General features: G+C 41.4%; 30 protein-coding genes and 1 pseudogene. 21 read left to right on the top strand and 10 right to left on the bottom strand.

Annotated features, from left to right (window positions below):
* Positions 1 to 4 precede the first annotated feature (4 nt).
* Complete coding sequence (locus MUO15_RS11790; protein WP_245029482.1) at positions 5 to 787, bottom strand: carbon-nitrogen family hydrolase; 783 nt, start codon at positions 785 to 787, stop codon at positions 5 to 7.
* A gap of 120 nt (positions 788 to 907) precedes the next feature.
* Here MUO15_RS11790 and MUO15_RS11785 point away from each other — a divergent pair, with 120 nt between their 5' ends.
* The 7 genes from MUO15_RS11785 (at position 908) to MUO15_RS11755 (ending at position 7,649) form a co-directional block, all read left to right on the top strand.
* A complete protein-coding gene (locus MUO15_RS11785) occupies positions 908 to 2,653 on the top strand; it encodes a sensor histidine kinase (RefSeq protein WP_245035987.1) in 1,746 nt (581 codons plus the stop codon).
* Positions 2,650 to 3,375, top strand: a complete 726-nt coding sequence (locus tag MUO15_RS11780; protein ID WP_245029481.1) for a LytR/AlgR family response regulator transcription factor — start codon at positions 2,650 to 2,652, stop codon at positions 3,373 to 3,375. The genes MUO15_RS11785 and MUO15_RS11780 overlap by 4 nt, the downstream gene beginning before the upstream one ends.
* Positions 3,376 to 3,513: 138 nt before the next feature.
* On the top strand, positions 3,514 to 4,953 hold the full coding sequence (locus MUO15_RS11775; RefSeq protein WP_245029480.1) for a carbon starvation CstA family protein: 1,440 nt from the start codon (positions 3,514 to 3,516) through the stop codon (positions 4,951 to 4,953).
* 89 nt (positions 4,954 to 5,042) lie between these two features.
* On the top strand, positions 5,043 to 5,504 hold the full coding sequence (locus tag MUO15_RS11770) for a GNAT family N-acetyltransferase (protein WP_245029479.1): 462 nt from the start codon (positions 5,043 to 5,045) through the stop codon (positions 5,502 to 5,504).
* Positions 5,505 to 5,518: 14 nt separating this feature from the next.
* Complete coding sequence (locus tag MUO15_RS11765; protein WP_245029478.1) at positions 5,519 to 6,397, top strand: diacylglycerol/lipid kinase family protein; 879 nt, start codon at positions 5,519 to 5,521, stop codon at positions 6,395 to 6,397.
* Positions 6,398 to 6,500: 103 nt separating this feature from the next.
* Positions 6,501 to 7,157, top strand: coding sequence for a lytic transglycosylase domain-containing protein (locus MUO15_RS21675; protein WP_256464122.1), 657 nt, complete (start codon positions 6,501 to 6,503; stop codon positions 7,155 to 7,157).
* A 147-nt stretch (positions 7,158 to 7,304) separates the two neighbouring features.
* Entirely contained in the window at positions 7,305 to 7,649 is a 345-nt protein-coding gene (locus tag MUO15_RS11755; protein ID WP_245029477.1) for an ASCH domain-containing protein, read from the top strand.
* Between the two features lie 68 nt (positions 7,650 to 7,717).
* Here MUO15_RS11755 and MUO15_RS11750 read toward each other — a convergent pair whose 3' ends face one another.
* Positions 7,718 to 8,257 (bottom strand): NADPH-dependent FMN reductase, encoded by a 540-nt coding sequence (locus MUO15_RS11750; protein ID WP_245029476.1) that lies wholly within the window; start codon positions 8,255 to 8,257, stop codon positions 7,718 to 7,720.
* Between the two features lie 169 nt (positions 8,258 to 8,426).
* Here MUO15_RS11750 and MUO15_RS11745 point away from each other — a divergent pair, with 169 nt between their 5' ends.
* The 5 genes from MUO15_RS11745 to MUO15_RS11725 all read left to right on the top strand — a co-directional run bounded on the left by MUO15_RS11745 (position 8,427) and on the right by MUO15_RS11725 (position 11,232).
* Positions 8,427 to 8,705 (top strand): YkvA family protein, encoded by a 279-nt coding sequence (locus MUO15_RS11745; RefSeq protein ID WP_245029475.1) that lies wholly within the window; start codon positions 8,427 to 8,429, stop codon positions 8,703 to 8,705.
* Between the two features lie 75 nt (positions 8,706 to 8,780).
* Positions 8,781 to 9,197 (top strand): organic hydroperoxide resistance protein, encoded by a 417-nt coding sequence (locus MUO15_RS11740; RefSeq protein ID WP_305853244.1) that lies wholly within the window; start codon positions 8,781 to 8,783, stop codon positions 9,195 to 9,197.
* A 291-nt stretch (positions 9,198 to 9,488) separates the two neighbouring features.
* The gene (locus tag MUO15_RS11735) at positions 9,489 to 9,773 is read left to right on the top strand and encodes an iron-sulfur cluster assembly accessory protein (RefSeq protein ID WP_245029474.1); all 285 of its coding nucleotides are present in this window, start codon (positions 9,489 to 9,491) and stop codon (positions 9,771 to 9,773) included.
* A 242-nt stretch (positions 9,774 to 10,015) separates the two neighbouring features.
* Positions 10,016 to 10,321 carry a transposase gene (locus tag MUO15_RS11730; protein ID WP_245029473.1) on the top strand — a complete coding sequence of 102 codons (306 nt, stop codon included), beginning with the start codon at positions 10,016 to 10,018 and terminating at the stop codon, positions 10,319 to 10,321.
* Positions 10,321 to 11,232 (top strand): IS3 family transposase, encoded by a 912-nt coding sequence (locus MUO15_RS11725; RefSeq protein WP_245029472.1) that lies wholly within the window; start codon positions 10,321 to 10,323, stop codon positions 11,230 to 11,232. The genes MUO15_RS11730 and MUO15_RS11725 overlap by 1 nt, the downstream gene beginning before the upstream one ends.
* Before the next feature lie 157 nt (positions 11,233 to 11,389).
* On the opposite strand, the gene MUO15_RS11720 is transcribed toward MUO15_RS11725, so the two are convergent.
* Positions 11,390 to 12,400 carry a nuclease-related domain-containing protein gene (locus tag MUO15_RS11720; RefSeq protein WP_245029471.1) on the bottom strand — a complete coding sequence of 337 codons (1,011 nt, stop codon included), beginning with the start codon at positions 12,398 to 12,400 and terminating at the stop codon, positions 11,390 to 11,392.
* 340 nt (positions 12,401 to 12,740) lie between these two features.
* Here MUO15_RS11720 and MUO15_RS11715 point away from each other — a divergent pair.
* The 4 genes and pseudogenes from MUO15_RS11715 to MUO15_RS11700 form a co-directional block, all read left to right on the top strand.
* Positions 12,741 to 13,150 (top strand): annotated as a pseudogene (locus tag MUO15_RS11715) (gamma-glutamyltransferase); the annotation flags it as partial.
* Positions 13,151 to 13,162: 12 nt separating this feature from the next.
* Positions 13,163 to 13,744: a chromate transporter gene (locus MUO15_RS11710; RefSeq protein WP_245029470.1), complete on the top strand. Its 582-nt coding sequence runs from the start codon at positions 13,163 to 13,165 to the stop codon at positions 13,742 to 13,744.
* Positions 13,744 to 14,274: a chromate transporter gene (locus tag MUO15_RS11705; RefSeq protein ID WP_245035983.1), complete on the top strand. Its 531-nt coding sequence runs from the start codon at positions 13,744 to 13,746 to the stop codon at positions 14,272 to 14,274. Before MUO15_RS11710 ends, MUO15_RS11705 begins: the two co-directional genes overlap by 1 nt.
* A gap of 68 nt (positions 14,275 to 14,342) precedes the next feature.
* On the top strand, positions 14,343 to 14,954 hold the full coding sequence (locus tag MUO15_RS11700) for a metal-dependent hydrolase (RefSeq protein ID WP_245029469.1): 612 nt from the start codon (positions 14,343 to 14,345) through the stop codon (positions 14,952 to 14,954).
* A 240-nt stretch (positions 14,955 to 15,194) separates the two neighbouring features.
* Here MUO15_RS11700 and MUO15_RS11695 read toward each other — a convergent pair whose 3' ends face one another.
* On the bottom strand, positions 15,195 to 16,715 hold the full coding sequence (locus MUO15_RS11695; RefSeq protein ID WP_245029468.1) for a BCCT family transporter: 1,521 nt from the start codon (positions 16,713 to 16,715) through the stop codon (positions 15,195 to 15,197).
* Positions 16,716 to 16,802: 87 nt separating this feature from the next.
* Entirely contained in the window at positions 16,803 to 17,387 is a 585-nt protein-coding gene (locus MUO15_RS11690; protein ID WP_245029466.1) for a GNAT family N-acetyltransferase, read from the bottom strand.
* A gap of 278 nt (positions 17,388 to 17,665) precedes the next feature.
* Between MUO15_RS11690 and MUO15_RS11685 the strand changes: the two genes are divergently transcribed.
* The 5 genes from MUO15_RS11685 (at position 17,666) to MUO15_RS11665 (ending at position 22,113) form a co-directional block, all read left to right on the top strand.
* Positions 17,666 to 18,235, top strand: coding sequence for a nucleotidyltransferase domain-containing protein (locus MUO15_RS11685; RefSeq protein WP_245029464.1), 570 nt, complete (start codon positions 17,666 to 17,668; stop codon positions 18,233 to 18,235).
* Positions 18,236 to 18,265: 30 nt separating this feature from the next.
* On the top strand, positions 18,266 to 19,579 hold the full coding sequence (locus MUO15_RS11680) for a DUF2254 domain-containing protein (RefSeq protein ID WP_245029462.1): 1,314 nt from the start codon (positions 18,266 to 18,268) through the stop codon (positions 19,577 to 19,579).
* Positions 19,580 to 19,704: 125 nt separating this feature from the next.
* Positions 19,705 to 20,520, top strand: a complete 816-nt coding sequence (locus MUO15_RS11675; protein WP_245029461.1) for a DUF368 domain-containing protein — start codon at positions 19,705 to 19,707, stop codon at positions 20,518 to 20,520.
* Positions 20,521 to 20,596: 76 nt separating this feature from the next.
* The gene (locus MUO15_RS11670; RefSeq protein WP_245035981.1) at positions 20,597 to 20,914 is read left to right on the top strand and encodes a thioredoxin family protein; all 318 of its coding nucleotides are present in this window, start codon (positions 20,597 to 20,599) and stop codon (positions 20,912 to 20,914) included.
* 83 nt (positions 20,915 to 20,997) lie between these two features.
* Positions 20,998 to 22,113, top strand: a complete 1,116-nt coding sequence (locus MUO15_RS11665) for an FAD-dependent oxidoreductase (protein WP_245029460.1) — start codon at positions 20,998 to 21,000, stop codon at positions 22,111 to 22,113.
* Positions 22,114 to 22,148: 35 nt separating this feature from the next.
* Here the strand turns inward: MUO15_RS11665 and MUO15_RS11660 are convergent, their stop codons facing one another.
* Genes MUO15_RS11660 through MUO15_RS11640 form a run of 5 tightly spaced genes read right to left on the bottom strand, consistent with a single transcriptional unit; the run spans position 22,149 to position 26,625 of the window.
* Entirely contained in the window at positions 22,149 to 22,793 is a 645-nt protein-coding gene (locus MUO15_RS11660) for a TVP38/TMEM64 family protein (RefSeq protein WP_245029459.1), read from the bottom strand.
* Entirely contained in the window at positions 22,790 to 23,755 is a 966-nt protein-coding gene (locus MUO15_RS11655) for an ABC transporter ATP-binding protein (protein WP_245029458.1), read from the bottom strand. Before MUO15_RS11655 ends, MUO15_RS11660 begins: the two co-directional genes overlap by 4 nt.
* 2 nt (positions 23,756 to 23,757) lie before the next feature.
* Positions 23,758 to 24,552 (bottom strand): ABC transporter permease, encoded by a 795-nt coding sequence (locus MUO15_RS11650; RefSeq protein WP_245029457.1) that lies wholly within the window; start codon positions 24,550 to 24,552, stop codon positions 23,758 to 23,760.
* A complete protein-coding gene (locus tag MUO15_RS11645; protein ID WP_245029456.1) occupies positions 24,552 to 25,409 on the bottom strand; it encodes an ABC transporter permease in 858 nt (285 codons plus the stop codon). Before MUO15_RS11645 ends, MUO15_RS11650 begins: the two co-directional genes overlap by 1 nt.
* On the bottom strand, positions 25,390 to 26,625 hold the full coding sequence (locus MUO15_RS11640; RefSeq protein WP_245029455.1) for an ABC transporter substrate-binding protein: 1,236 nt from the start codon (positions 26,623 to 26,625) through the stop codon (positions 25,390 to 25,392). Before MUO15_RS11640 ends, MUO15_RS11645 begins: the two co-directional genes overlap by 20 nt.
* Between the last annotated feature and the right edge of the window lie 93 nt (positions 26,626 to 26,718).

The following is a 26,718-nucleotide window of genomic DNA, read 5'->3' as shown; positions in this document are numbered from 1 at the left end:
CGAATCACTTATACAGGTCTGGTCGCCGATCTTGAAAAATAGGAATTTGTTCACGGATCGCCTCTACTCTTGAAAAGTCAACCTCAACCATTAGAATTTCTTCATTTTCACCCGCTTCACCGACAACTGTACCCCATGGATCTACTACGATCGAATGGCCACCGAATTCATTGTTGGGATCTGCTCCAACACGGTTACAGGCAATGACGAAGCACTGGTTTTCAATGGCGCGGCTGATTAATAGATTGCGCCAATGCGCAACACGTGATTTCGGCCATTCGGCGACGACGAACAGCCCGCGAGCTCCTTCAAGCATGTGGGTACGGATCCATTCAGGGAAACGGATGTCGTAGCAGATCACTCCTGCCACAGGTGTTTCGCCCAACTGAAAATTCCCTTGTTGATCTCCGGATTTTAAATATTTCTCTTCATCCATTAATCTGAACAGATGAGCTTTTCGATACTTCATACAACACTCACCATTCTTGTCATAGACGACAAAGGTATTGTAAAAATCCTCCCCTTCTCTCTCGGCGATGGAGCTTGCAATCGTAACCTGATGATTCTCGGCTAATTCGGCTAGCAGTTGATGTGTAGGTCCATCGAGTGTTTCTGCGATTTCATCAAAACGGCTTAAATCATAGCCTGTTGTCCACATCTCTGGAAGAAGAATGACTTCACCACCTTTTGCGACAGCTTCCTTAATGTGTGTACGTGCTTGCCTGCGATTTACGGCAGGATCCCCATAAGCGATGTCCATTTGGATAATTGCTAAATTAGTTGTCATCGTTTCACCTCTTTCCATTAGTTTACCAGAAAATGGCCGATGATTCTCTATTTGTATGAAAAGATGATAGCCATGCTAAAATATAAGCATGAACTTTCAAAAGGAGAGAGTGATGAGACTATGTTTGAGCTGCTTTTGCCAATGCTTGAACGTTTGGGGATTATTGTGACAGTGGCCTTTATCGTTACTCGATTTCGATTTTTTCGTGAGCTCATCGATCAGAAAACACTTGATCGCCCTCAGCAATATATGGCGATTGTGTTCTTCGGTTTGTTTGGGATTATTGGAACATATACGGGAATTACTTATGATATCAGTTCGTTTGAGTACAGCAGCTGGGCAATTAATCTCGGTGAGTCAGAGGCACTTGCCAACTCACGTGTGATCGGGGTGGTTGCTGCCGGTTTGTTTGGCGGGTACCGTATTGGCGTGGGGGCGGGTCTAATTGCCGGAGTGCATCGTATTTCTCTTGGCGGGTTTACCGGCATAGCCTGTGGAATCTCAGCGGTGATAGCAGGTCTAATTGCCGGTCTTTTTCATAAAAAAGATCAGCCCCTTAAATTGAAGACGGCTCTAATGGTTGGAGCACTTGCTGAGACGGTCCAAATGGGGGTTATTCTGATGTTATCAAATCCATTTGCTCGTGCCTGGGATCTTGTTCAGGAGATTGGCTTGCCAATGATTATGGCGAATGGAGTTGGATCAGCTTTGTTCTTGCTTATTATTCGGAATGTGTTGAATGAGGAGGAAAAGGCGGGGGCGATTCAGGCGCAAAAAGCGCTCAGGCTGGCAGAATCCACTGTTTCCTATTTGCGTAAAGGTCTGACGATGGACTCCGCTCAAAAAGCCTGTCAGATCATTTATGATGAGGTAGGTGTCCGCGCGATTTCAATGACGGATCAAGAGAAAATCCTTGCCCATGTCGGAGAGGCAGATGACCATCACAAGGCAGGTGAGGTAATACAGACACGTGCGACAAAAAATGTGATTCATACAGGCGAGCTCATTGTAGCACGTTATGAAGATATCAATTGTAGTGAACCAAACTGTCCGCTAGGAGCGGCTGTGATTGCACCGCTTAAACGGAGGAGGGAGGTCGTCGGGACGCTGAAGTTTTATGTGCGGTCTGAGAAGGACGTATCGAACGTACTGCTTGAATTGATACAGGGCTTGAGTGCCTTGCTTGGTCAGCAGCTCGAAATTGCAGAAGCTGAGAAAGCACAGGAATTGGCCCGAGAGGCTGAAGTGAAAGCGCTCCAAGCTCAAGTAAATCCGCATTTTCTCTTTAATTCATTAAATGTAATTGTTTCGTTAACGCGGACGGAGCCTGATCGCGCAAGGTCATTGCTGATTGCCTTGTCCAAGTTCTTTCGGCAAAACCTTGGAGCAACTACGAAGACGTGGACATCACTTAAAGAAGAACTCCAGCATGTAAAGTCCTATCTAACCATTGAAGAGACACGGTTTGTCGATAGGCTTCACGTAAAATATGATGTGGATGATCGTGCGCTGGATATGAAAATTGCACCGCTAACACTTCAGCCTTTAGTGGAAAATTGTATTAAGCATGGGATAAAGGACCAGGAAGAAGATTGTGAAATTCATATACGCATTAAAAGTGTAGAAGAAGGTGTGAAGATTTCCATTATGGATAACGGAACCGGAATTGATCAAGCACGATTGAAGACACTGGGAAATCAAGAGGTAGAGTCCGAAAAAGGGACAGGTCTCGGTTTGTTTAATGTGAATAAGCGTCTTGCGCATATGCACGGGGAGCGTTCGACATTACACATTACAAGTGAACCAGGAAAGGGAACCGAAATTTCTTTTATTCTATATGAAAAAAGAGAGGAGGTTTCTGCATGAGTATTCGTGCCATAGTTGTTGATGATGAACGTTTCAGCCGTGAGGAGCTTATCTTTTTAATAGAACATTACCCTTCTGTTGAGGTTGTAGGGGAAGCTGATTCTGGTGAGGTTGCAATAATGAAGACGATTCAACTGCAGCCTGATGTGTTATTTCTTGATGTTGAGATGCCGAAAATGGATGGGATGGAAGTAGCTAAGTCTGTTCAGGAGTTAAAGAAGGTACCTGAAATTGTATTTGCAACCGCTTATTCTGACTTCGCTGTTGAGGCGTTTCGTCATAATGCGGTTGATTATTTATTAAAGCCTTTTGATGAAGAGCAGTTGTCACACACAATCGAGAGACTGGAGAAGAAGTTGATGGACCAGGGGTATCAAAGAAAGACCTGGACGCCGACAAAGCTGGCAATAGAAGAAGACGGCGATATCCGTTATCTTGATCCTAACGACATTTTATATGTTTACAGGGAAGGAAGGGTGACGAAGGTCGTTGGGAAGAGCAGAAGCTACGAAGTGAATTGGCCGCTTAAAGAGGTAGAGGCACGTCTTACGCCTTTTTCATTTTTCCGAATTCATAAAAGTTATCTCGTTAATCTTGATTACATTGAGCGACTTATCCCATGGTTCAACGGTGCCTATCAGCTTGAGTTGAGAGGGCATAAGGAAAAGCTATCCGTCAGCCGCAACTATGTAAAAAACTTAAGGAACCAACTAGAGTTATAAAACCGGTCGTGCGTTGGACTGGTTTTTTTACATGTTAACACTCATTTTCGACATGTTGAACATAAATTCATCTTATGAAAGCGTTCTCTTGCTATGATAATGAAAACGATTACAAATATAGTAAGGGAGGAACCCAATGTGGTTACATTTCTTGTAAGTATCGCACTTTTAATTATAGGTTATTTTACGTATGGGAAATATGTTGAGAAGGTTTTCGGAGTGAATACGGACCGACAAACCCCTGCTTTTACACACAGTGATGGGGTAGATTATCTGCCAATGTCAGGGAAGAAAAATTCCCTCATCCAGTTGTTGAATATTGCCGGTGTAGGCCCGATTTTTGGCCCAATCTTAGGTGCTCTATATGGTCCAGTTGCATTTCTATGGATTGTGTTCGGGGCGATTTTTGCCGGAGCCGTTCATGATTATTTAACAGGTATGATCTCAATTCGAAATCGTGGTGCTCACTTACCTGAGTTAGCTGGTAAGTTTCTTGGAAAAGTGATGAAGCACGTTGTTAATGCTTTTTCGATTCTTTTACTTGTGTTGGTAGGTACGGTATTTGTAACAGCCCCTGCCGATTTGCTGCACAGTTTGACTAGCAGCTGGTTAACTCTTCCAATTATTTTGCTTGTTATTTTCGCTTATTATTTACTGGCAACCTTACTGCCTATTGATAAAATTATCGGCAGATTCTATCCGATATTCGGCGCTCTTTTACTAATTAGTGCTATCGGTGTGGGGGCGGCATTGGTTTTCACGGGCGCACCGATCCCGGAAATATCGTTAACTAATATGCATCCTGATAACGCGCCGATTTTCCCTTTGTTGTTTTTGACAATTTCATGTGGGGCTTTGTCTGGCTTTCACGCTACACAAACACCGATCATTTCCCGGACAACACAGCAGGAAAAGCAAGGACGTCGAATTTTTTACGGCATGATGATTACCGAAGGAATTATTGCCATGATTTGGGCAGCTGCAGCAATGAGCTTGTTCAATGGTCCGACTGGATTGAATGAAGTACTGGCGAATGGCGGACCGGCGGCGGTTGTAAGTGAAGTGTCTGTTGCCATGCTTGGAGCTGTCGGTGGTACACTGGCAATTCTTGGGGTCATTGTTCTGCCAATTACCTCTGGTGATACAGCGTTCCGTAGTGCTCGTATGATTATTGCTGATTATATTAAGGTTTCCCAGAAGAAGGTATTGAGCCGAGTATGGATTGCCCTGCCAATGTTTGTGGTCTCTTTTGCCTTAACAAAAATTGACTTTACGTTACTGTGGAGGTACTTCTCCTGGGCGAACCAATCGACAGCGATGATTGCCTTATGGGTGGGAGCTATGTATTTATTCTTGGCACGGAAAAATTACTGGATTGCTGCTATCCCAGCAACGTTTATAACGATGGCAACCTTCACGTATATCCTTAATGCACCCATTGGATTTGGACTAGCTTTAAATCTATCATATGTGATCGCAGCGGTGATTACTGTCGTTATTGTAACAGCTTTCTTTATGGCAGCACGACGTAGACTGAGTCAAAACATTCCACTTGAAGATGATTTGAAATCAGCCTAATTTATACGGAATATAACCACCAGGTTTGCGAGCCTGGTGGTTTCTTTTTTAGGAGCAGAGGTATAGATAACTATGGAAAAGGGTATGAGATGAATAGGAAGAGAGGGATTCGTATGACGGCTATTATCCGTAAGCCTAAAGAAAAAGACCTTATGCATTTCACTCGTTACACCATTGAATTTCCTCAGGCATCCAGTCCGAAAGTGAATGAATGGGTAAGAGAGCGGAAATTTTGGGCAGCAGACCGCTTATTCGATGATGATGATACGAAAAAACTATTAATGGCCGAGTCTGGAAGCAAAATGGTTGGCTATATATATGGGATGATTAACGAGCAAAAGACAGGAGAAATCCGGGAAATCTATGTCGATGAGTTTTACCGTGGGGAAGGGATTGGAAAATGTTTAAGTCAGGCCCTCACTCAATGGATGAACGAAGAGGGAACGAGTGTAGTGGAATTATCTCCTCCCGTTGGATCTGTAAAATTAGAAAGGTTCATGACCTCGCTAGGGTTCAAACTCGTCGGGAAAGTCTATCAGAAATACTTATGAAAGAAGGTAGTTTCATGAAGGCCATGATAATTGTGAATCCTACTTCGGGTAGAGAAGAAGCTGTAGATTACGTAAAACAAATCGAAGACATTTTGCAAAAGAAAGGATATGAAATAAAGACCGTTCAAACGGAGAAAGAGCTTGATGCGACAAAGTATTGTCAGAATGCCTGCGAAAATAAATTTGATCTGGTTGTGTCACTCGGCGGAGACGGAACACTAAATGAAACAATTAATGGGTTGGTCGATCAGCAGCATCGTCCGAAGCTAGGAATTATTCCCTTAGGGACAGTGAATGACTTCGCGAGAGCGTTACAAATTCCGTTAGAACCAGAAAAAGCGATTCGGGTTTTACAATCAGACCGCACGAAAAAAGTGGATGTCGGCCGCTTCAATGATCAATACTTCGTTAATATTGTGGCCGTGGGTGCGCTTGCAGAGGCAAGTTATGATGTGACCCCTGAGCAAAAAACGAAATTCGGTACGCTTGCTTATCTCACGGAGGGGTTGAAAAAAATGGCTTCGACCCAAACTTACCCACTTCGGATTGAACACGATGAAAAAGTGTGGGAAGGTGATTCTTTTCTTTTCCTAGCAGCGTTAACCAACTCCACGGCAGGATTTGAAAAGCTCTCTCCGCAAGCCAAAGTAAATGATGGTGTGCTGCATTGCTATATAATAAAAAAAGTAAACATGATCCGGCTGGCTTCGATTGCTTCATCTATGGCAAGAGGGGAATTAAGGAATCAAAAGGATGTAGAATATTTCACTGCCGAGAACTTGAAAATCGCATCATCTGAAGACCTCGTGACTAATGTTGACGGAGAAGAAGGCGACCGACTCCCCGTTTCCATTGAAGTAAAGCCACAGCATATTGAAGTCGTTATAGAATAGTAGGATGCTGCATTTCACGCAAAAGGAAAGTTTTTCAGGATGATATTGTCACTTCACCTCGATTCTTGTAAAATTAAGTTAATCAATTTTACGAGGTGAACGCATGGACTTTAACAATATCCGTTTTATGATCCAAATGCAGGCGATGTCGACATTGAGTGGAGGAGCCACTTCTTCGCTTAATCATTCAGTAAGTGATACAGCCTTTCAAAGTATTCTACATTCAATTATGTCTGACCAGCCTCCAAGCACTCTAGTTCAGAAAAATAATTCTAACTTAACAAACTTTCATGCGTTTAGACAGCAGCCATTACATATTCAATATCAATCCCCTCCGGTAATTTCTCAGGCTCCTGTTCAAGCTCCTGAAGTAAAAGTGAAAGTGGACAACAAGCCAATTGAATCACTTATAAAGGAAGCTTCCGAGAAATATGGTGTCAACGAGAACTTAATTCGTTCCGTCGTTAAAGCTGAATCGAATTTTAACCCTGATGTAGTCAGCCATGCAGGCGCCCAGGGCCTTATGCAATTAATGCCGGCGACAGCAAGGGGGCTGGGTGTGACGGATCCATTTGATCCAAGACAGAACCTCATGGGTGGGACGAAATATTTGAAACAAATGCTCGATCGATACGATGGCAACTCTACACTTGCCCTGGCAGCTTACAATGCTGGTCCAGGCAATGTCGATAAGTATGGAGGAGTCCCGCCCTTTGAAGAAACACGGAACTATGTGGATAAAGTATTAGGCCTTGCTTAAATGAGCTAACCTTCTGCGTGATTTACAGCACGTCAGGGAGGTTCGTTTTATTTAATTAAAAAAGTACGATTGGGGATTAGAATCAAGAATTGGGATAAACCTACTTTTAACTTAAGAGAGATGTACATGGTTTAGGAGTGGTGTTAAATGGAGCATGCCATGAAATTATATGAGAATCCTTTTCGCTTAATTAAAGAAGGAAGGAAGCATGTAGAAGTCCGTTTGAATGATGAAAAAAGGAGAAAAGTTAAGATCGGTGATGTCATTGAGTTTAGGAACCTTTCAGAGGTAAGCAAAACGGTGATAGTGGAGGTCATAAATCTTCAATCATATTCAACGTTTCAAGAGATGTATGAGCACATTCCAAGGGAGGATTTTGGTTTGGAAGTTTTGTCATTGAACGAAATGGTGAATAGCACGTATAAAATTTATACACCTGAACAAGAAAAGCAATGGGGTGCTTTAGCTATATCGATTCAACTTTTGAGATAAATAAACATGTAAAAAAAGCGAACCAAGGGGGAAATGGCCTGGTTCGCTTTTTTTATAACCTGATATTCCTATATTTGCTGACTCATTTGGATGTATTGGTCGAATACTTTAGTCATTTCCTTTAAGCGATTGTGCACATCCGCGTCAATGAGTTCTCCATTCGTCGAGAAGTGATTCGTGTGCGTATAAACGTAATTAGGTGTCACTAAACAACGGAAATAGTCAAGAATTGGCTTAAGTTGACTCTCGATGACTAAATGATGCTGTAAGGTACCGCCGTTTGCTACAATGGATACAGGTTTATACCGCATAGTCAAGGGTGAAACGGCATCAAAAAGGTTTTTCAATGTCCCGGGGATGGAGCCTTGGAAAATGGGCGTGGCAATGACATAAGCATCTGCGTTTTCCATTTCACTTATCAGCTTTTGCATATCTTCATTATATTGGTCAAACGGACGTCCATCTACGAATTGCATCTCATAATTTTCTAAATTAATGATAGTCGTCTCGTATTTGTTGGCAAGCTGACTGATATATAGTTGAATTTCTTCCAATAACGTTTTTGTCTTTGTTCCAACGATGGTGCCGTTTAGTAATAAGACCTTCATAGCCAGTTTTCTCCCCTTTAATCTTCCAAGTGTGGGCACGATTTTTTTAAATGTTTTTCATCCATTATGTTAAATCATACGCACCAAATAAGCAATTGTTACTATAGGTGTAGAGTTTATTGGTAAAAGGGTATAGAATAATAAATGATCAACAAGAGGTGCAATTGTTATGAGCAGAATATGGAGAAGAATTAAATTTTTATTCAATATACGAAAATCAGTACCGTTCCTACTCAGCTTTTTTCGTTCACGTGAAGTAGCAAAAGGTAGTAAGGTGACTGCCGTTTTACTTATGATCGGTTATCTTTTATTTCCTTGGGATGTGATTCCGGATTTCCTAGTAATCTTCGGTCTAGTTGACGATGTAGCTGTTTTAACTTTTATTTTACAGCAAATTGTAAAAATGGCACCCGCATCTTTAAAGAAGGAGTATGACATGGAAGAATAAAAAGGTTTAAAAGGGCAGCTTTTGAGGAACATAAAGGTTGTGCGATCATTTTAAATAATCAAGGAGTGGTTGATAGTGAGTAATGTAATGTTTACAGCGCATGCTACAGCAAAAGGTGGACGTGAGGGTCATGTTAAATCTGATGATGGTTTAATCGATCTAAATCTTGTACAACCAGGCAGCGGCAATGAACAAGGATCTAACCCTGAACAATTATTTGCAGCTGGATATTCTGCTTGCTTTGATGGTGCTCTTAACTTAGTTGCAAGTAAGAAAAAGAAAGACATCGATTCTGAGATTACTGCAGATGTCAGTTTATTAAAAGATGAGTCAGATGGCGGCTTTAAGGTAGGAGTTGTTTTGAACGTGAATGTTAAAGGGGTTTCCCAGGAGGAAGCAGAAGAACTTGTAGAAGAAGCCCATCAAGTTTGCCCTTATTCTAAAGCAACACGTGGAAACATCGATGTAGAGCTCAATGCTAAAGCCGTATAATGTAAGATGAACTCAGGACTTTTTTTGAGGTTACTAGAAAAAGTAACGATTTTTTAAAAGAAGCTAATCACCTATCGTAGTATATAGGTGATTAGCTTCTTTTTATATCTAGACAGCCTTGTCAGTGACCACAGATTATGGGGCTGTTCTTTTTCCTAGGATATAAAGAGGAAGTCGTTATACTTTTCTTGATGCCGTAATCGTGCTACTTTCAACTTAGAGTGTACAGTTTGGATAGAAAGGTGACAAAGGTTTTATAATAGTATAGTGGTTGAAAGTGAGGACGATTTTATGGAAATAACCGATCAGGCTCGTGATCTGCTTGACCAGCTGCTTGAGGATGAAGAAGCCAGTTGTTTGCGCCTGTTCTTCGCAGGGTTCGGTTGTGGTGAACCTGATATTGGAATGACGTTAGCTGAACCTGAAGCGGATGATGAGATTCATCATATTAATTCGATACCTGTGGCCATTGACCAAAAGATTATTCATTTAACGGAAAAATTGACTATTGAAGGAAAACAAACGATGGAAGGTCCTAAATTTCAAATGCTCGGGCTCCCTGAGAAAGACTGTTAGTAGAAGCTACTGGTTAGACAGTAGCTTTTATTTTGTGTGCGGGGTTAGCGGTTTGTGAAAAGGTCATGCTGTTATAGATTCTACCCTTAATATTAAGGATTCTTTCCAGAAGCTCAGGTATTCTATCCAAATTCACTGGGATTATGCCCGAAATGCTGATGATTATAGAGTTAGTATAAAAAGTGGACACAAGTATTGAACCATGTTTTAATCATCACAAAGCATTAAAGGACGTGTTCACATTGACCCAAAAGTACAGAAATTATGACCCTGAGTTTAAGCTTTATGTTGTGAAGTTAATGGAATTGGACGGACACAAAATGACGGACCTTAGTCAGAAACTCGATATTCCCTACGGTAACCTTAAAAGATGGAAGACGGAGTATCGTGACCAAAAAAAGAAGGAAGAAAAAGAAGCACAGAATCAACTGTTGACCGCCTCTGAGTACAAGGAAATGTATGAAAAAGAGAAAAAAAGTAACGTAGAGCTCCAGGAGGAAGTCGACATTTTAAAAAAGGCCATGCACATCTTCAATCAGGAAAAGTAGTGAAGTTCGAGTTCATTCATGAACACCGACACGAACACACCATTTCGAGGATGTGCCAAGTTCTTGGTGTGTCTAAATCTGGTTATTATGATTATTTGAATCGCCTGGACAGAGAAGAAACGAAAAGAGAGGCTTGGAACCGTTATATCGATGAACGGATCCTCTTCCATTATCATGATAATTATGGGTGTTACGGCAGCCCTCGCATCCACTTTATGCTTCGAGAAGTGGATCAGGTGGAGGTTTCTCAAAAGAAAGTGACGAATCGAATGAGAGAACTGGACCTTTATGCCACACCACCTAAAAAGTTCATCAATACGACAGACTCTGATCACGATGAAACCATTCACTCAAACCATTTAAACCGTGACTTTCTTCCAGAGGCCCCAGACCAGGTTTGGGCTACTGATATTACTTATATTCACACAGGAGAAGGCTTTTTATATCTGAATCCTGTCATTGATCTTGCTTCCCGACGGATCATAAGTTATCAGTTAGACGATCATATGGATCACACCCTGTGCTTAAAAGCTTTAGAAAAGGCTTTGGCCATTCGTAACCCTAAGTCGGGTTGGATTCACCATTCAGATCGTGGCTCTCAGTACTGTTCTAAGGCTTATTTAGATACACTTAAGGAGGCAGGAGCGACCATAAGTATGAGTCGGAAGGGAAACCCCTACGACAATGCATGTGCAGAGAGTTTCTTTGCCTCTCTGAAAAAAGAATACCTGTACAAACATGTTTATGAGACAAAAGCAGAAGCCAAACTAGCCATTCAGTTTTACATCAATTTTTATAACCAAAAACGAATCCATTCTACATTGGACTATTTAACTCCGTTAGAAAAAGAAAAGAGCTATAAAATGAACCATGATAAAAAGCTCAAAAAGAACCGAATGTCCTCTGCCTAAAGGAATGAATTGGTTTTTGATTCTTTCCTTTAGGCGGAGGCATCCAAGCGTCTCGAAAGAGGACGCGCGGAAGAAAAAGAATGGTTCAAATACCGGTCTATGAATGTCCACTATATTGACAGATCTCCAATTATGCCCAAACACATAAGTATTCTTACTAAACTAGATCAAGCACATACTTACGGTCTTTTGTATCACCAGTATATTGGTGGCATACGTCTAAAAGAAGTGTCCTGGCTACTTTCTTTGAATGGATAAAAGCAAATTCCCGGAATTCACGATTAGAAATAGTGTTTTTAACGAGGAGCTGATAATCCCTAAGGGTTTTTATGTGGGAATTTTTAGAGATGTAAGAGCAGCTGGGGCAGAACCAACGACCATGTCTCCTTCGCATGGGGAAAGCTTGGCATTGTTCGCATTGCACACCAATAATAAGGTCATTGATCGAGAGGGAATAACGGTCCATAATGGCAGCTTGATAGGGAAGGTTTTCTTTTTCGATTAAATGGATTAACTTTTGGAATTCTTTCGGTAACCAGGTACATTCACTAAAATGCTGAGAGATACTCTCCATTTTAGTCAGCAGATTTTTCGGTCGGACGATTCTTTTCTTTAAATTAGCTGGGTCTTGTCCTTGCACGGCAATGGTGGTATAGGGGTTCGAAATGACAATAAAAGAATAGATGGGGACAGACGGGAAGCTGAAGCGCTCAAGCCATCGGGTAAGCTGTCGAGTTTGGTGTTCCACTTGTAGAAAGGGATCGGGGAAAATATCCTTTTGCCCGTTATAAACACGAGAAAGCTGATTCCACTCGAGGTCGAAGGTTAATTCTCCTTTGAAGTTTTTTACTTCAAGGATGAGGATAAAATCAGGACAGATGACCAACGCGTCTATTTGAAAATAGTGTATTCCATCAAACAAGCGGATATCTTGGGCAACATGAAAATGTTCGGGGAGATATTGAAGATAAAAGTCCAAGGTGGTTTCACCGAAATGTCCAGCCGACTGTTTTAATAAATGCTCATGGACTTCATTGTAAATCGGTTTTTCAGACGATAAGCGGTTTAAAACGGCCTCAAGTTGCATATGTTGTAATGTTTTGCTTCTTTTGTTAACAATCAATAGATCACTCTCCATTTCCATACTATAATATTCGCTACAGGTCACCCATTTCCTCTTTTTGAAGAGTCTTTTAAATGATTCTCCCCTAATCAAGTTTTATTCTACTGAAAGTCATGGTGATTTTTCCTGAATCTTCAAGGATTCTACCCAAAATGAATGTTATTCTGCCGGTAGTCATAAAGATTCTTCCCAAAATCCCAATGATTCTCCCCTAACTCCAAAGTCGAGAATATTTCACTATTAATCTTGTATTTGAGATAATGAGCATACCAACTAAACAGGAAAGGGTGATGTGAATGAACACGTACGATTCTCTGTATAATCCATACCCCGCCACAAGACTGACAACTTACGGGACTAAGGGAATGGTCGCCACCTCTCGATGAATCCAAAGCATGCGAATGCACTCGAAGGTGGTAAACGGAGCTTTCACACCATAATTCCAGGCTTTTTAACAAAAGATAGTAAGGCCATGGGGCCATTTGGTGTTATGAGTGGATTTATGTAGCCCCAAGGTCATATGCAAGTGGTTAGTCATTTGATCGACTGCCAGTTAAATCCACAAATGGCTCTGGATGCTCCGAGGTGGCAGTGGATAAAAGAAAAGGGAGTTCTGTTGAGCCTGAGTTTCCGACTTACATTGCCCAAGGACTAGAAAGAAAAGGGCATCTTATTCGCGTAGAACTGGACACAGGCCGCTTCGGCCGTGGTCAAATTATATTAAGAAATAATGAAACAGGTGTCCTGCCTGGCGGTACGGAATCACGTACGGATGGAACAATTGCTGTTTGGTAAAGGAATGAGAGCATGAAAACACAATGGCATTTATTTGTCGCCTTTTTCCGAGTAGGGATGCTTGGTTACGGGGGAGGACCCGCTTCGATCCCACTTGTTCATAAAGAGGTTGTTGGAAAATATCAATGGATGGACGATTCCGAATTTGGTGATATATTGGCGCTTGCGAATACGCTGCCTGGCCCGATTGCTACGAAGATGGCTGGTTATATCGGTTATCGGGTAAGTGGCTGGATTGGTCTCATTAATGCGGTGATGGCCGTGATGATCCCAACCATCTTCTTAATGATTGTCTTATTAGGCTCCTTAACATCAGTTCAAGGGGTCGGCTGGGTGGAAGGCATGACGAGTGCGGTTATGCCTGTGGTCGGGGTGATGATGGCTGTGTTAACCTGGCAGTTTTTTAATAAAGCTAGAAAAGGGATGGGCTGGATACAGACGATCCTGTTCACTATAGGTGTCCTTGTTTTGTTGGAACTGTTACATGTGCACCCTGGTATTATTATTGCGGTTCTATTAGGTGCGGCCATCTTACGCAAAGAGCCGAAGAATGAAGAAAAGAAGGATGCAGTGAAAGGAGGGGATGAGGGGTGATTTTGTATTGGAAAATCTTCCTCGCATTCTTCATACCAGGTGTGCTCGGTTATGGCGGTGGCCCCGCTTCGATTCCGTTAGTAGAAAATGAAGTCGTCAGTCGTTATGGATGGATGAATGTACAGGAGTTTAGTGAAGTGCTGGCGTTGGCAAATGCCTTACCTGGGCCGATTGCTACAAAATTAGCTGGTTATATCGGGTATGAGCAAGGTGGAATTCTCGGAGCAGCCGTTGGTGTGTTTGCTACAGTTGCTCCTTCCTTAATCATTATGGTCTTTTTACTTGGGCTGTTATATAAATATAAGGACTCGCCAAAAGTGCAGCGTATGACGTTATATGTCCGCCCGGCTATAGCTATTCTACTTGGTCTGATAGCTTACCGATTCTTTGCAGAGTCACAGGCGCAAATTGGTTGGATTCAAATGCTGTTGATCGCGGGAAGCAGCTACTTGCTTATTGAACGTATGAAAGTCCATCCTGCCTTTGTGATACTTATCTCACTAGTTTACGGTGGTTTGTTTTTAGGATAGGATGATAGGGGCCTTGATCTAATCATGATCAAGGTCCCTATATTATTATGATTAGAGGGTTTGACAACATGATGGCACCAGGGCACCAAGTCGTTGGCTTTACATGTGGAGTGGCAACGGTGACACTTTTACCTAAATTAACCTTGCTGCCACAAACACCGCTGCAAACCATTTTGTTCTTTGTATTTGTTTTATTTGGGTCGCTGCTTCCAGACATTGATACACCAAGGTCAACGCTCGGCCAAAAGTTCTGGAGAATACTCATGCTCATTCTGTTAGCGGCATTTCTTTTGTATTTATTTGCACCGGAATTTTTCAATGTGTATCGTGATGAGTTGAAAATCTTTGCTATACTCATGCTGCCTCTTCTCATTATGGTTCGTACTCATAGAAAAATGACGCATTCCTTATCGTTTATTGTGCTGTTAGGAGTATATAGTTACTTAATTGGTTATCTCGTGACTGTACCATCGTATTATTTTCTCGGTTTAATGATAGGGACATTATCTCACTTACTCGGAGATGTGGTTACAAGTAAAGGAATTCCTTTATTCTATCCCCTCACCAAAAGACATTATCGATTTCTTTTGACCTTTAGAACTGGGTCTCAAGTGGAAAAAATTACTGTATTCGCTTTAAGTATCTGGAATGTTTGGTTTCTTATAACCCAAGCTTTCTAAACTTTTATCGCTAAAAGGATTTGAAGAGTGAATGATAGTGTATATACTAAGCATAATGAATTTTGGAAGGGGCACTAACATCATGTTGATTACAGGAATGACCAGTCACGTCGGTAGAGAGCTTGCCTGAATCGGATATTGCAACGAGATCCGAGGTATCTGTCGGAGTTTGTACAAGATTATAAAAGTACACTTCGCTAATCAAAAAGAGTGCCTGGCTATGATCAGGCACTCTTTCTTTTATGACTCTTTCTTTTTAGGCTGTTTTAATTTCCTCTGTGGAATCGGTTCATGACGAATCATTTTCATAAAGGCATACATGAAAATGAATAGGATTACAGCAAATGGTAAAGCAGATACAAGTGAAGCTGTCTGCAGTGCATCAAGCCCACCGGCAACTAAGAGGACAGCGGCAATCGCTGCCATTAACACGCCCCATACCATTTTGGCGATTAATGGTGGAACAAGACTTCCTTCAGCCGTCATACTTGCTAAGATGTAAGTAGCAGAGTCAGCAGACGTAATTAAGAAGGTTGCAATCAGCGCAATAGATAAAATAGATAGGATATCTGTCATTGGCAGATAGTTATAGGTCTCGAAAAGAGCAAGCGTTAAATCACTGTTTACTACTTCAGCGATATTTGTTCCGTTCATTAAATCACTATTTAAGGCTGTTCCACCAAATGTGGCGATCCATAAACAAGCAATTAAAGGAGGAACAATAAGTACGCCAACGACAAACTCACGTATTGTACGGCCCCGAGACACACGAGCAACAAATGCACCTACGAATGGAGACCATGCAATAGCCCAAGCCCAGTAGAAAATTGTCCAGTCTTGCAGCCAGGTCCCCCCTTTGTAGGGCGTTAATCTGAGGCTGTAAGTGATGTAATTAGCAAAATAATCACCTAGACCTAACGTAAATGTGTTCAGAATAAACACAGTAGGTCCAGCAATAAATACGAATGCCAGTAAAAGTAAGCATAAACCAAGGTTTAAGTTACTGAGCCATTTGATCCCCTTATCTAATCCCGTACTTGAGGATGTAAGATAAAGGGCGAGCAGGACTCCTGTGATGACAAGCTGTACCCAAATGGAATTTGGTACATTAAAAACGGCATTGAGTCCACCGTTCATTTGTAAAATTCCTAGCCCTAAGGATGTTGCAATCCCCATAACGGTAGCGATAACGGCTAGGGAATCAATTGTATGTTTAATTCCTTTATTTTTTCCAACAACGGGCTCAACGGCTGTAGAAATTAAACCATCCCTATTCTTTCTAAACTGAAGGAAGGCAATTAACAGACCAACAATGGCAAAAACGGACCATTGGCTTACCCCCCAATGGAAAAATGCATATCCCATAGCTACACGAGCCGCTTCTTCTGTCTGAGCTTCTAAGTCAGCAAAAGGGGTATTAAAGAAGTGGCTCATAGGCTCAGCTACGCCCCAGAATACAAGTCCTGCACCAAAACCTGCTGAAAATAGCATACCGATCCAAGTGAAGAATGGATATTCAGGTCTTGAATCCGGCGGACCAAGTCTAATCTTTCCATATTTACTAATGGCTAATGCAAATAGGAAGAAAACAAACACAAATACGGCGATTAAGTAGAACCAGCCGAAGTTAGTGGTAGTAAAGTCGAAAAGTGTAGAAGCTACCGCACCGAAACCACTAGGATTAACGGCACCGATGATTACGAGTATACCTACAATAATTGCGGATACAAGAAAAACGGGGTTAAGTAATTGATTTTTCATAGATGGTCCTTTCTGCAAATTATTTGCTCATCTTATTAAACTATAAAAAATGACACGTTAGGTATTCTATTATTCCCGCATTCAACACTACGTAAACGCACGCATTTTAATTAGTTTAGGGTCTTCTGAGAACTCTTCTCTCAGAAGACCCATTAAAACTGTATCATAATAAGCCCCATTTACATATTCATTTTTCCTTAATTGACCTTCGTGTTGAAAGCCAGCCTTTTCATACAGACGAATTGCCTGAGTGTTGCCACTCCACGTATCGAGCTGTACTCGATGGATATTTAGAGTGTAGAATAGGTGATGAAGTAAAGTCTGAATAATATCCTGACCGTATCCTTTGCCCCAATACTCCCTTTCACCAATCTTAATACCAATTTCAGCAGTCCTGGTGATTGGATTTAACGATCGATAATCACATTTACCGATCGGTTCTTCAGTAGCCAAAGTATAGACAATGAATACAATCCCGTCCGACCAAAGGTTATGTGACAGTAAGTTTTGTTCGTACTTGCTTTCAATCGCCTCCTTTGGATTATTATTCTGCAAAGCAGATTCACTTCCGGATCCAAGTGTGGTTAGTAGTTCATCGTTGGCCCATTGAAAAAGTTTATCAAGGTCTTTTCTAGATACAGGTCGTAGTTCAATTAAATTGCCTTTTAACATCGTGATCCCCTTTCCGTAAACCATTTTACCAGAATTTTTTTCCTTTGTCAGAATACTTATGGGTGTAATAGTGAGGATTTTATTTGTTAGGTTTAGGTACCCGCTTCACTTTTCGACTGTCTATCTTCAGTCTCTAGACTCTCGGTACATAATTTGAACCATTTTTCACTATGCCGCTCCGTGTATGCACATTATGTTTAACCGGCTTGCCTACTTTTCGGGTGTGATACGTGTTTAAATTTAGGGAATGATATGATTGTGGAAAGGAGTGGAATAGAATGTTTGATCGTTGTTTACAAGTGAAGGATTTCATGGAGAGTTATAGTGGAAAGTGGATGGTCGCAGGCGGTTGGGCAATCGATTTACATATAGGGGAAGAGACACGTGAGCATGAAGATATTGAGGTGGCTGTCTTTCGGGATGAACAGACAGATTTAGCTTCTTTGTTAGCTGATTGGGATGTCTATATTGCTCAAGAGGAGCGGAGGCAAGAGTGGGATTTAAACGATCCAATTGAACTTCCGATTCACGAAATCCATGCATCGCGCCAAGATGGTGAGATGCTTGAAGTTTTACTTAATGAGAGAAGTAAAGGAAGATGGGTCTATAGGAGAGATCCTAACCTATCATTTCCATTGTCCATGATGAATCTTCAATCAGAACAGGGGATTCCGTATTTAAATCCTGAAATTGTCCTTTTATATAAGGCTAAACACACGAGGGATAAGGACCATGATGATTTTAATTACGTATTCCCTTATTTGAACGAGCATCAAAAAGAATGGCTGAAGCAGGCACTTATGCATTCCCAACGGACGCACCCATGGCTTGAGAAACTTTTGTATTAAGGGGTTTATTAAATCAAAGGAGGGGTTGTTTTGAACAGGGAAAAGGCATGGGTTCATATACGGGACAGCTTTTGGTTTCTGCCAACAATTTATAGTATCCTCGCGATTATTTGTGTATCCCTGGTGACAATGGTCGATTTATGGATTATTCCTAAAGTGCAAGAAAATATACCAGCTATTCTATTAATGAATACCAGTGCTGCTCAAACGCTTTATGGGTCATTAATCACTTCGATTTTAACGATGACGACGATTAGCTTTTCGACCATAATGGTTGTCCTTACCACGTACTCAACGCAATTTTCACCTCGTACACTGCAGGATTTTATGAAAAGCAGAATAACCCAGCATGTTCTAGGTGTTTTCTCATTTGGGTTTATCTTTGTGATCATAAACTTGCTGCTTATGGGAAGTGAGCAGAGTAAAGAACTTATTAGTCCATTCGTCACGGTAATCGTTTCGATTGTGTGTTTGGCTTTTTTTATATTATTTGTTCATCATTCTTCAAGGTTCGTTCAAGTTAATAATTTAATAGGAACTATTCGATCAAGTACCTCCAAGGTGATAAAAAGAACATATGAAGCGATGGAGTACTATACGTTCAGCGATTGGAATGAACAAGTGATTAAAGAAAGCAAGAAAAAGAGGAAGAAGATTATTTACGCTAGGGAGTCTGGCTATGTTCAAACCGTTCGAATTCCAGCCTTAATTGAGTGGGCAAGCAAAAAGGATATACTTATTGAAGCTGACTTTTTTGTGGGCAGCTATATTCAAAAAGGAATGCCTGTCTTTTACTGCTGGAGTGATACGAGGGACGAGGCAGGGCTGGAAGGTTGTCACGATTATTTGCTAATTGGCAATGAAAGAACAGACCTTCAGGATATTGAGTTTTCATTACAAAAGCTTGTTGAAATTGCAGTTAAGGCAATTTCGCCTGCTCTTAATGATCCGCATACTGCTGTGAACTGCATTAATAGGATCGGATCATTGTTAGCAGAACTCGGGTCTGTCTATAAGCCGAACCGTTATTATGCAGACGGTGACCAAGAGTTACGCTTTATAATGGAACCAATGGCGTATGAAGAATATCTATATAAAAGCTTTTATCAAATCCGCATATACGGCAGTAAGGACATATCTGTGATGAACGGTGTACTGGAAGCATTATATAAAGTGGCAGCGGTAAATGATTATTCTATTAAAGAAGGCGTCTGGAGGTTTGGAGTATATATGATGAAAGCAGTCCATACTGAGCAGCTTGATGAGCTAGATTTCAAACACTTTAAACATCATGCTGAGAAATTGGCTGATTCATGTAATGAAACTATTTCCTTTCAAAGATGAAAAATAAGCCTTTGGGGTCCACAGGCTTATTTTTCTTTGCAAAGTGAATATAGTGGATATATGCTAATACATATTTGATAAAATAGAAAAAGATGTGACTTTGAGTATAAAAGGGGATCGATGTTATGTGGCATTGGAAAAATATTTACCGTGGTATGATTATGGGAGCAAGTGATGTTGTTCCTGGTGTGAGCGGAGGCACGATCGCTGTTGTTCTCGGGATTTATGATCAGCTCATCGAAGCAATTAATGGCTTTTTCAGTAAGGAGTGGAAAAGACATCTGAAGTTCTTACTTCCTCTTGGAATTGGTGTTGGAACATCTATTTTATTATTGGCTAATTTGATTGAGTGGCTGTTTGAACACCACCCAGGGCCAACGAAATTCTTTTTCTTAGGACTTATAATTGGCATACTTCCTTATTTAACATATAAAGCAGATATGAAAAATAGCTTTAGAAGCAATCATTATGTGCTGTTATTGATAGGAGCTGCATTGGTAGGGTCTATGGCATTCTTTCAAACCTCAGAATCTGCAATTATAACGAACCTCACTTTCGGCTCATATGTAATGCTGTTTTTCTCGGGCTGGCTTGCGAGTAGTGCGATGATTGTACCCGGTATTAGCGGCTCTTTTCTTTTATTGATTATCGGGATGTATAGTACGATCATTAATGCAGTCGCTAACTTGAATTTCGGCGTTATATTGGCCGTTGGCTTGGGCATCTTATGTGGAATTATTTTCATGAGTAAAATCATTGAATTTTTCCTTGAAAATTATACATCAGGTACATTTGCTTTAATTATTGGGTTAGTTGTTGGTTCAATCTTTGTTATCTTCCCGGGGATACCTGGAGACCTTGGAACATTGCTTTTGAGTATGATCACCTTAATAAGTGGTCTGCTGTTTGCCTGGTTCCTTGGTCGAGTTGAATATACGTGAGCGGATGAAAAGACATAAATAGGTAAATCACGTATGATAAGGTTAGATTTTACAGAAAAAGGAGAAGTGTTGCATGATGGAGTCTATTCATACAAACGAAGCATTTCAAGGTGTGATTGAGAGTAAGCAGCCTGTGATTGTCAAGTTCCAGGCGGATTGGTGTCCAGATTGTCGTCGAATGGATATGTTTATTGGAGATATCCTTAAGGAATTTAATAACTATAAATGGTATGATGTGAATAGAGATGAACTGCCAGAAATTGCTGATAAATATGAAGTTATGGGTATTCCTAGTCTCTTAATTTTTCAGGAGGGGGAGAAGATAGCTCATTTGCATAGTGCGAATGCAAAAACTCCTGAAGAAGTTGAAGAGTTTTTACAAGCTAGCATGTAAGAGAGCGTTCACATGGCAGTACCCATGTGAACGTTTTTTGTAAATATAAAAGAAAGCGCTATTGTATAAATAGATAAGTTACTTTGAGGACATTTACTGATAAGGAGGTGTTTGATCTGTCGAAACGACTATTGCTTGTGGGAGCGGGACATGCTCATATTGAAGTGGTTCGTTCTATGAAGGAGCAGCCTATCGATGATGTTGAGGTGTGCTTGATTTCACCTTCTGAATATTTCTATTACTCAGGGATGTTCTCAGGCTACACGGAAGGAATCTATTCCCTTGAAGATATACGGCTTGATATAAGGAAATTGACTCAAGACGCGGGTGTCCATTTTATTAGGAAGAGAGCTTCACGTGTCTATCCGAACTTCAAAAAACTTTTCTGTCAGGGTGGCGCTGTGTACCCGTTTGATATGATCAGTTTTGACATTGGTTCAAAACATCTTCCGGACCCTTTTATGCATACAGTTGCACGTTCAATTAAGCCGAATGAACAGTTTGCTGAACGAGTTGATGAATTAAGGAGAACGAGCCATCCCCTTATTGTAGGCGGTGGAGCTGGAGGCTGCGAGCTGGCTCTTTCGCTGCAAGCCTATAAAAACAAGGAGCAAATAAGCGGGGATGTCCGCTTGGTCAGCTCATCAAACATCCTAGGTTCTAGGACAAAGAGAATCTCCAAAAAGCTAAAGTCTATTATGCAGGCCAAAGGAATTCAATTATGGGAGCAGGAAAGAGTAGAAGAAGTGTACGATGATTATATTGTGACAAGTGCTAACAATAAAATTAGGCATACTGGCGTGCTTTGGCTGGGCGGCCCGCTTGCAGATCCGCTGTTTGAAACGTCAGGAATCAAAGTGGATGAAAGAGGGTTTCCATTAGGGAGAACAACTTTACAGTTTGCTGATTATGAGTTTATGTTTGGAGCGGGGGACTGTGTCACATTACTGACTGACCCTAATTTAGATAAAAGTGGAGTACACGCTGTCAAGCAAGCACCTATCCTTTATGAAAATTTGCGTCGCTTTACTGCTTCGGAAGAACTCCTAGCGTATGAGCCTCAGAAAGTTGCGCTTTACCTTATATCAACAGGTATGAAGAAGGCTTTACTTCTATATGGTCCGGTTGCTGCTTATAGTAAGCGGGCATGGCAGCTGAAAAATAAGATTGATCGTGAGTTTATGGATAAGTACAAATAAAGCGTTTGTTTCTAGACATGGAACAAACGCTTTAGCTATAAGTTAAGCCAACTTCGGACTTTTTTTCTAAAGATAAATGTTATTAGCAAAAGCGCTGTAAAAACGCTAATGGCAATAATAATGAGGCTGCGTTCCCCACTCGCTAAACTTGTGCCGACAAGACTATAAGCAAACGTCCCCGGAAGCATCCCGATGATTGTAGCGGGCACAAAAGAACGTATTTTCACACGGGCCATTCCCGCCAAATAACTTAAAATATCAAATCCAACGATAGGGATTAAACGAAGAATGAGAACATAAAGGAATCCTTTCTCGTTCATTCGTTCGTAAATGCTCTTGGCCCACTTGGTTTCTTGGAATTTGATAACTGAATCACTGAAGAAATGACCGATAAAGTATCCGGTGATCGAGGCACCGGTTGCTCCGATGACAATGTACAGCATCCCAGGCCAAATCCCATATGCGAAGGCTGCAGCCAACGATAAAATGGAGGTAGGGAGGGCGACGATGGGCCCTATCGTATATAATCCCATAAATAGCAGTGGTCCCCACAAACCAAAGGATAGAATATAATCGCGAATTTGCTCTGGGTTTACATCTAAGTACTGCCTGGCAAGCCATGCAAGGACTACAAAGGCGATAAGAAAGATAAGCCCGCGTAGGAGTTTCATTTTATTCATAAGGGACTCCCCGTTCTCGTCGTAAAGGAGCAGATTCTTTCTAATGGAAGATAAATAGAGAAGGTACCTCTATGTTCATTTACTGTGAGCGGTAATGTGATCTTTTCATCTATCTCCTCAATGAAAAGGTGTCCCAATTTCTGACCTTGGGAATAGGTAGTGTGGAGGAGTTCGGCCGTAAATGCCTTATGCTCTTTAGCTGGTTCCGTAAGCGTTAACGCACTTATAGGTGAATACTGCTCTTCGTTTAAGACAAGATGGCCTTTTAAAAACCTGGCTACGAAAGGGTTGGCGGGCTGTTTATGAATTTCATCTGCCTCAGCGAATTGTTGAAAGATACCTTCATTAAACAATGCAATGCGATCCCCCATTACCATCGCTTCTTCCAAGTCGTGGGTCACAAAGATCGCTGTGATCCGGTGATTTTTAAGTAAATTTCTTACCCAATAGCGCAGTTCTTCTCTAAGTTGCGTGTCTAAGCTGCTGAACGGTTCATCCAACAGTAAGACTTCAGGCTCGGTAGCAATCGCTCGAGCTAACGCCACACGTTGCTGTTGTCCTCCAGATAATTCAGACGGAAAGCGCCCTCCATAATCCGATAGACTGATTGCCTGTAATAGATTCTTTGTTTTGTCTCCTGCTTTGTTTCCTGCCACTTTCACACCATAAGAAATGTTCTCCATCACCGTCATGTGTGGAAATAACAAAGGCTGCTGAAAAACGAGTCCAATGTTTCTAGCATTTGCCTTACGTCCTGTTACATCCTTACCATTAAGCAAGACAGTCCCTGAAGTGGCAGGCTCCAAACCAGCCAATATCCGAAGCAAGGTCGTTTTTCCACTTCCTGAAGGCCCAACGACGCTAATCAGTTCACCTTTTTCAAGTTGAAAGTTTACATCCTTTACGATCTCTGTTTCTCCAAATCTTTTGTGCAGCTGGGTGACGTCAATTACATAGGTCATTATCAATTCCTCCAAGGCTTTCTTGTATAGGGAAATAGAAGCAATACTAGTTCAACTACGGTGTACATAAAAAAGGGAAGTAGTGCGAACCAAATAGAGAATGCCGCCATTAATGAGGCATTTGCTGTATTTAAGAACGGGAAGAAAATCATTGGCAACGTAATAATTCTTCCTCCACCTATAATAGCAGTCGTCGCATATTGGCTTAAACTAATGACAATCGTTAAGAAGGTGACACTTCGAATAGCCGGTTTAAGCAGCGGCAGTTCAATCGTAAGCAGCTGTTTGAAAGAAGTGGCGCCCAGAATAGTCGCTTGTTCTAATATGTCGTGACCGAGCTGGTTATAGGTATTGTGGAAAATTTTAATACTATAGGGGACAGTAGGGACCAGGTGGATCAGAACCACTCCCATCCATGTATCAGCAAGTCCAATCCGGATCATAAATAAATGAAGCCCCATAGCTACAGCCAAAACAGGGACCAAAATGGGCGCTAAGAATAAGGCTTCCAGAAAGGAACGGCCTTTAAAGGAGTAGAGGGCTAATGCCTTACCGCTCAAGAGTCCAATCAATAGATTAAAAAGCAAGACGGTAACACCGATCGCTAGCGACCAAAGGGTGGCTTCAACTATGTTTGGATCGGAAAGTAATATCCGATAGCTTTGTAGATTGAATGTTAGGCCTTCCCCTGATTGATAGCGCCAAACCTCACTAAAACTTTGTAGAATAAGAATGAGGACAGGGCCTATGAACAGAAAGAATGCAAGCAGATAAAACTTAGGCTTCATAGATCTCATCATAGTCGCCCCCTCATAGCACGCATGCGCCGGCGGTTAATGTAAAAGTATCCAGCTAAGGTAAGTGTTAAAATGACTATGCTTACAAATACCATGGCACCGAAGGCAAGTGGCCGTTCTTCTAAACTCCCTCCATAAAACCATTGGTAACTGAGCACAGAAATCATTTCCGGAAACGTCGTACCTAAAAGTGCCGGAACTTCATACGCCGTTAGAGTAAAAGAAAATAAAATTAAAAAGGTTTCGATTAATACAGGCTGGATATGAGGCCATTCGATCGCCCTAAATTGTTCCCAGCTTCTCCCGCCAAGAGTTTTTACTACATCATAGTAACTTGACGGGATCGATGAATAGATAGGCAGAAGCATCAGAATAACAAAAGGAATCTCTTTCCATACGTACGTAATGATGATTCCAAGGCCATAAGGGTCACGCGTGAGAATCGGGAATTGCCCGGTCTCCTCTATCCAACCAACAGCAACAAAAATTTGCGTGATCAATCCCGTTTCTGCAAGTAGAAGAATGACTAAGTATCCCCAAACAAAATGGGGGAATAGCATAGGCAGCCATACAGATAAACGGGGTGCGGTTTTTTCTAAATAGGTATGGAAAAGTCTTGTTACCATTAATCCGATAATGAGAGCGATTATGGTTGCGAATAGTGATGTTCGTACACTAAAGCCGATGGATGAGAGAAACCGATCCGATTGGAATAATTGTACATAATAGGTGAATGTAAGTCCTTGGTTACCGTTCATGCTGCTCCTTACGGCAGCAAACATCCCGTATAAAGGTAAGGTTAGAAAAGCGAGTGCAGGAGCGAGCAGTAACCACAACTTACCCTTGGACGACTTCATTAAACCACTGCTTTTCCACCCACTCGACATAGGCAGCCTCTGATTCTGGGAGGAAACTTTCTTCAAGCTTTTGTTGACTAAGCACACTATCCCCTCGATCTACTGCTTTGAATTTCTTTCTCATCTCTTCTGGCAGCTTTTCTAAACTGATCGGAGTATTTTCCCCCCAGTAGTTCGGCTTGTACTTGGCCAACTGTGCTTCTGGTGAGAGCAGATAGTTAATAGCTGTAAGCGCACCTTGCACATTTGGACTGTTAAAAGGAATCGATAGGAAATGGGTGTTGCCGATCGAGCCGGGTTCCATAACAAAAGATTTCGTTGTCTCAGGGAAAACCCCTTGTTCAATTAGTGATTCTGCTCGTGCTTCATTGTAGCCCATCGTCATCCACACTTCTCCTTGGCTGTATAATTTGTCGAGTTCCGTTAATGAGTTAGGATAATGTTCCCCAGAACGCCATAAGTCCGGTTCAATGCTATTTAAATATCCCCACATTTTGTTAGCGGTTTGTGAAATCGCTCCCTCATCTAAAGGTTCATTATAGATATCAGAAGGCTGATCAGCTTTCGAATAGAGAACATGTCTTAAAAACGCATTCCCTGTAAAGTCTGTCGCATTCGGATAGGTGAACTTTCCGGGGTGAGACTTTATCCATTCCTTTAATTCGGCAAAAGAAGTGGGCGGTTCCTGGATTTTGGACTCATCATAGTGGAAAACAAATTGCACTTTTCCCCATGGAGCTTCCATTCCCTCGACTGGCGTGCCGAAGTCAGTTGTGAATGCAGGATCGTCTGTTTGATAGTACTTATTAAAATTAGGAAGCTTGTCGGTAAATGATCCAGCTAACAAGCCATTTTCTTTAGCATTCTTAAAGTTCTCACCATTGATCCAAATGATATCTATCGTACCCTCCTGTTTGTTTGCTTTCTTTTCAGTTTGCAGTTTTTGCAAGATTTTTGCCGTATCCATGGGCACCCGTTCAAGTGTAATGTTGTACTTTTCTTTTAAATGTGGGATGGCCCATTCATCAAGGTATTGGTTGATTCCTTCATCACCGCCCCACATATATAGTCGAACGGTCGTTCCATTAGCCGCCTCTTCAATTTCAGACCATGGTTGGCTAGTAATTTCATCCAAACTGTTCGACGCTTGATCGCTATTCCCGCAGCCAACAAGTAGGAAAACGGAAACAAATAAAAGATAATAAACACGTTTCATATTATACCCCCGCAACTATTCTTAGTTTACTATAACCTAAAATGAGACTCTATAATCTATCATACAAAAGAATAAGACCTGCTGGGAAATGTT

Origin of the sequence: Halobacillus amylolyticus (assembly GCF_022921115.1) — a bacterium.
GTDB lineage: Bacteria > Bacillota > Bacilli > Bacillales > Halobacillaceae > Halobacillus_A > Halobacillus_A amylolyticus.
Note: the sequence above shows the minus strand (reverse complement) of the source record. Positions and strands in the feature narration are given on the sequence as shown.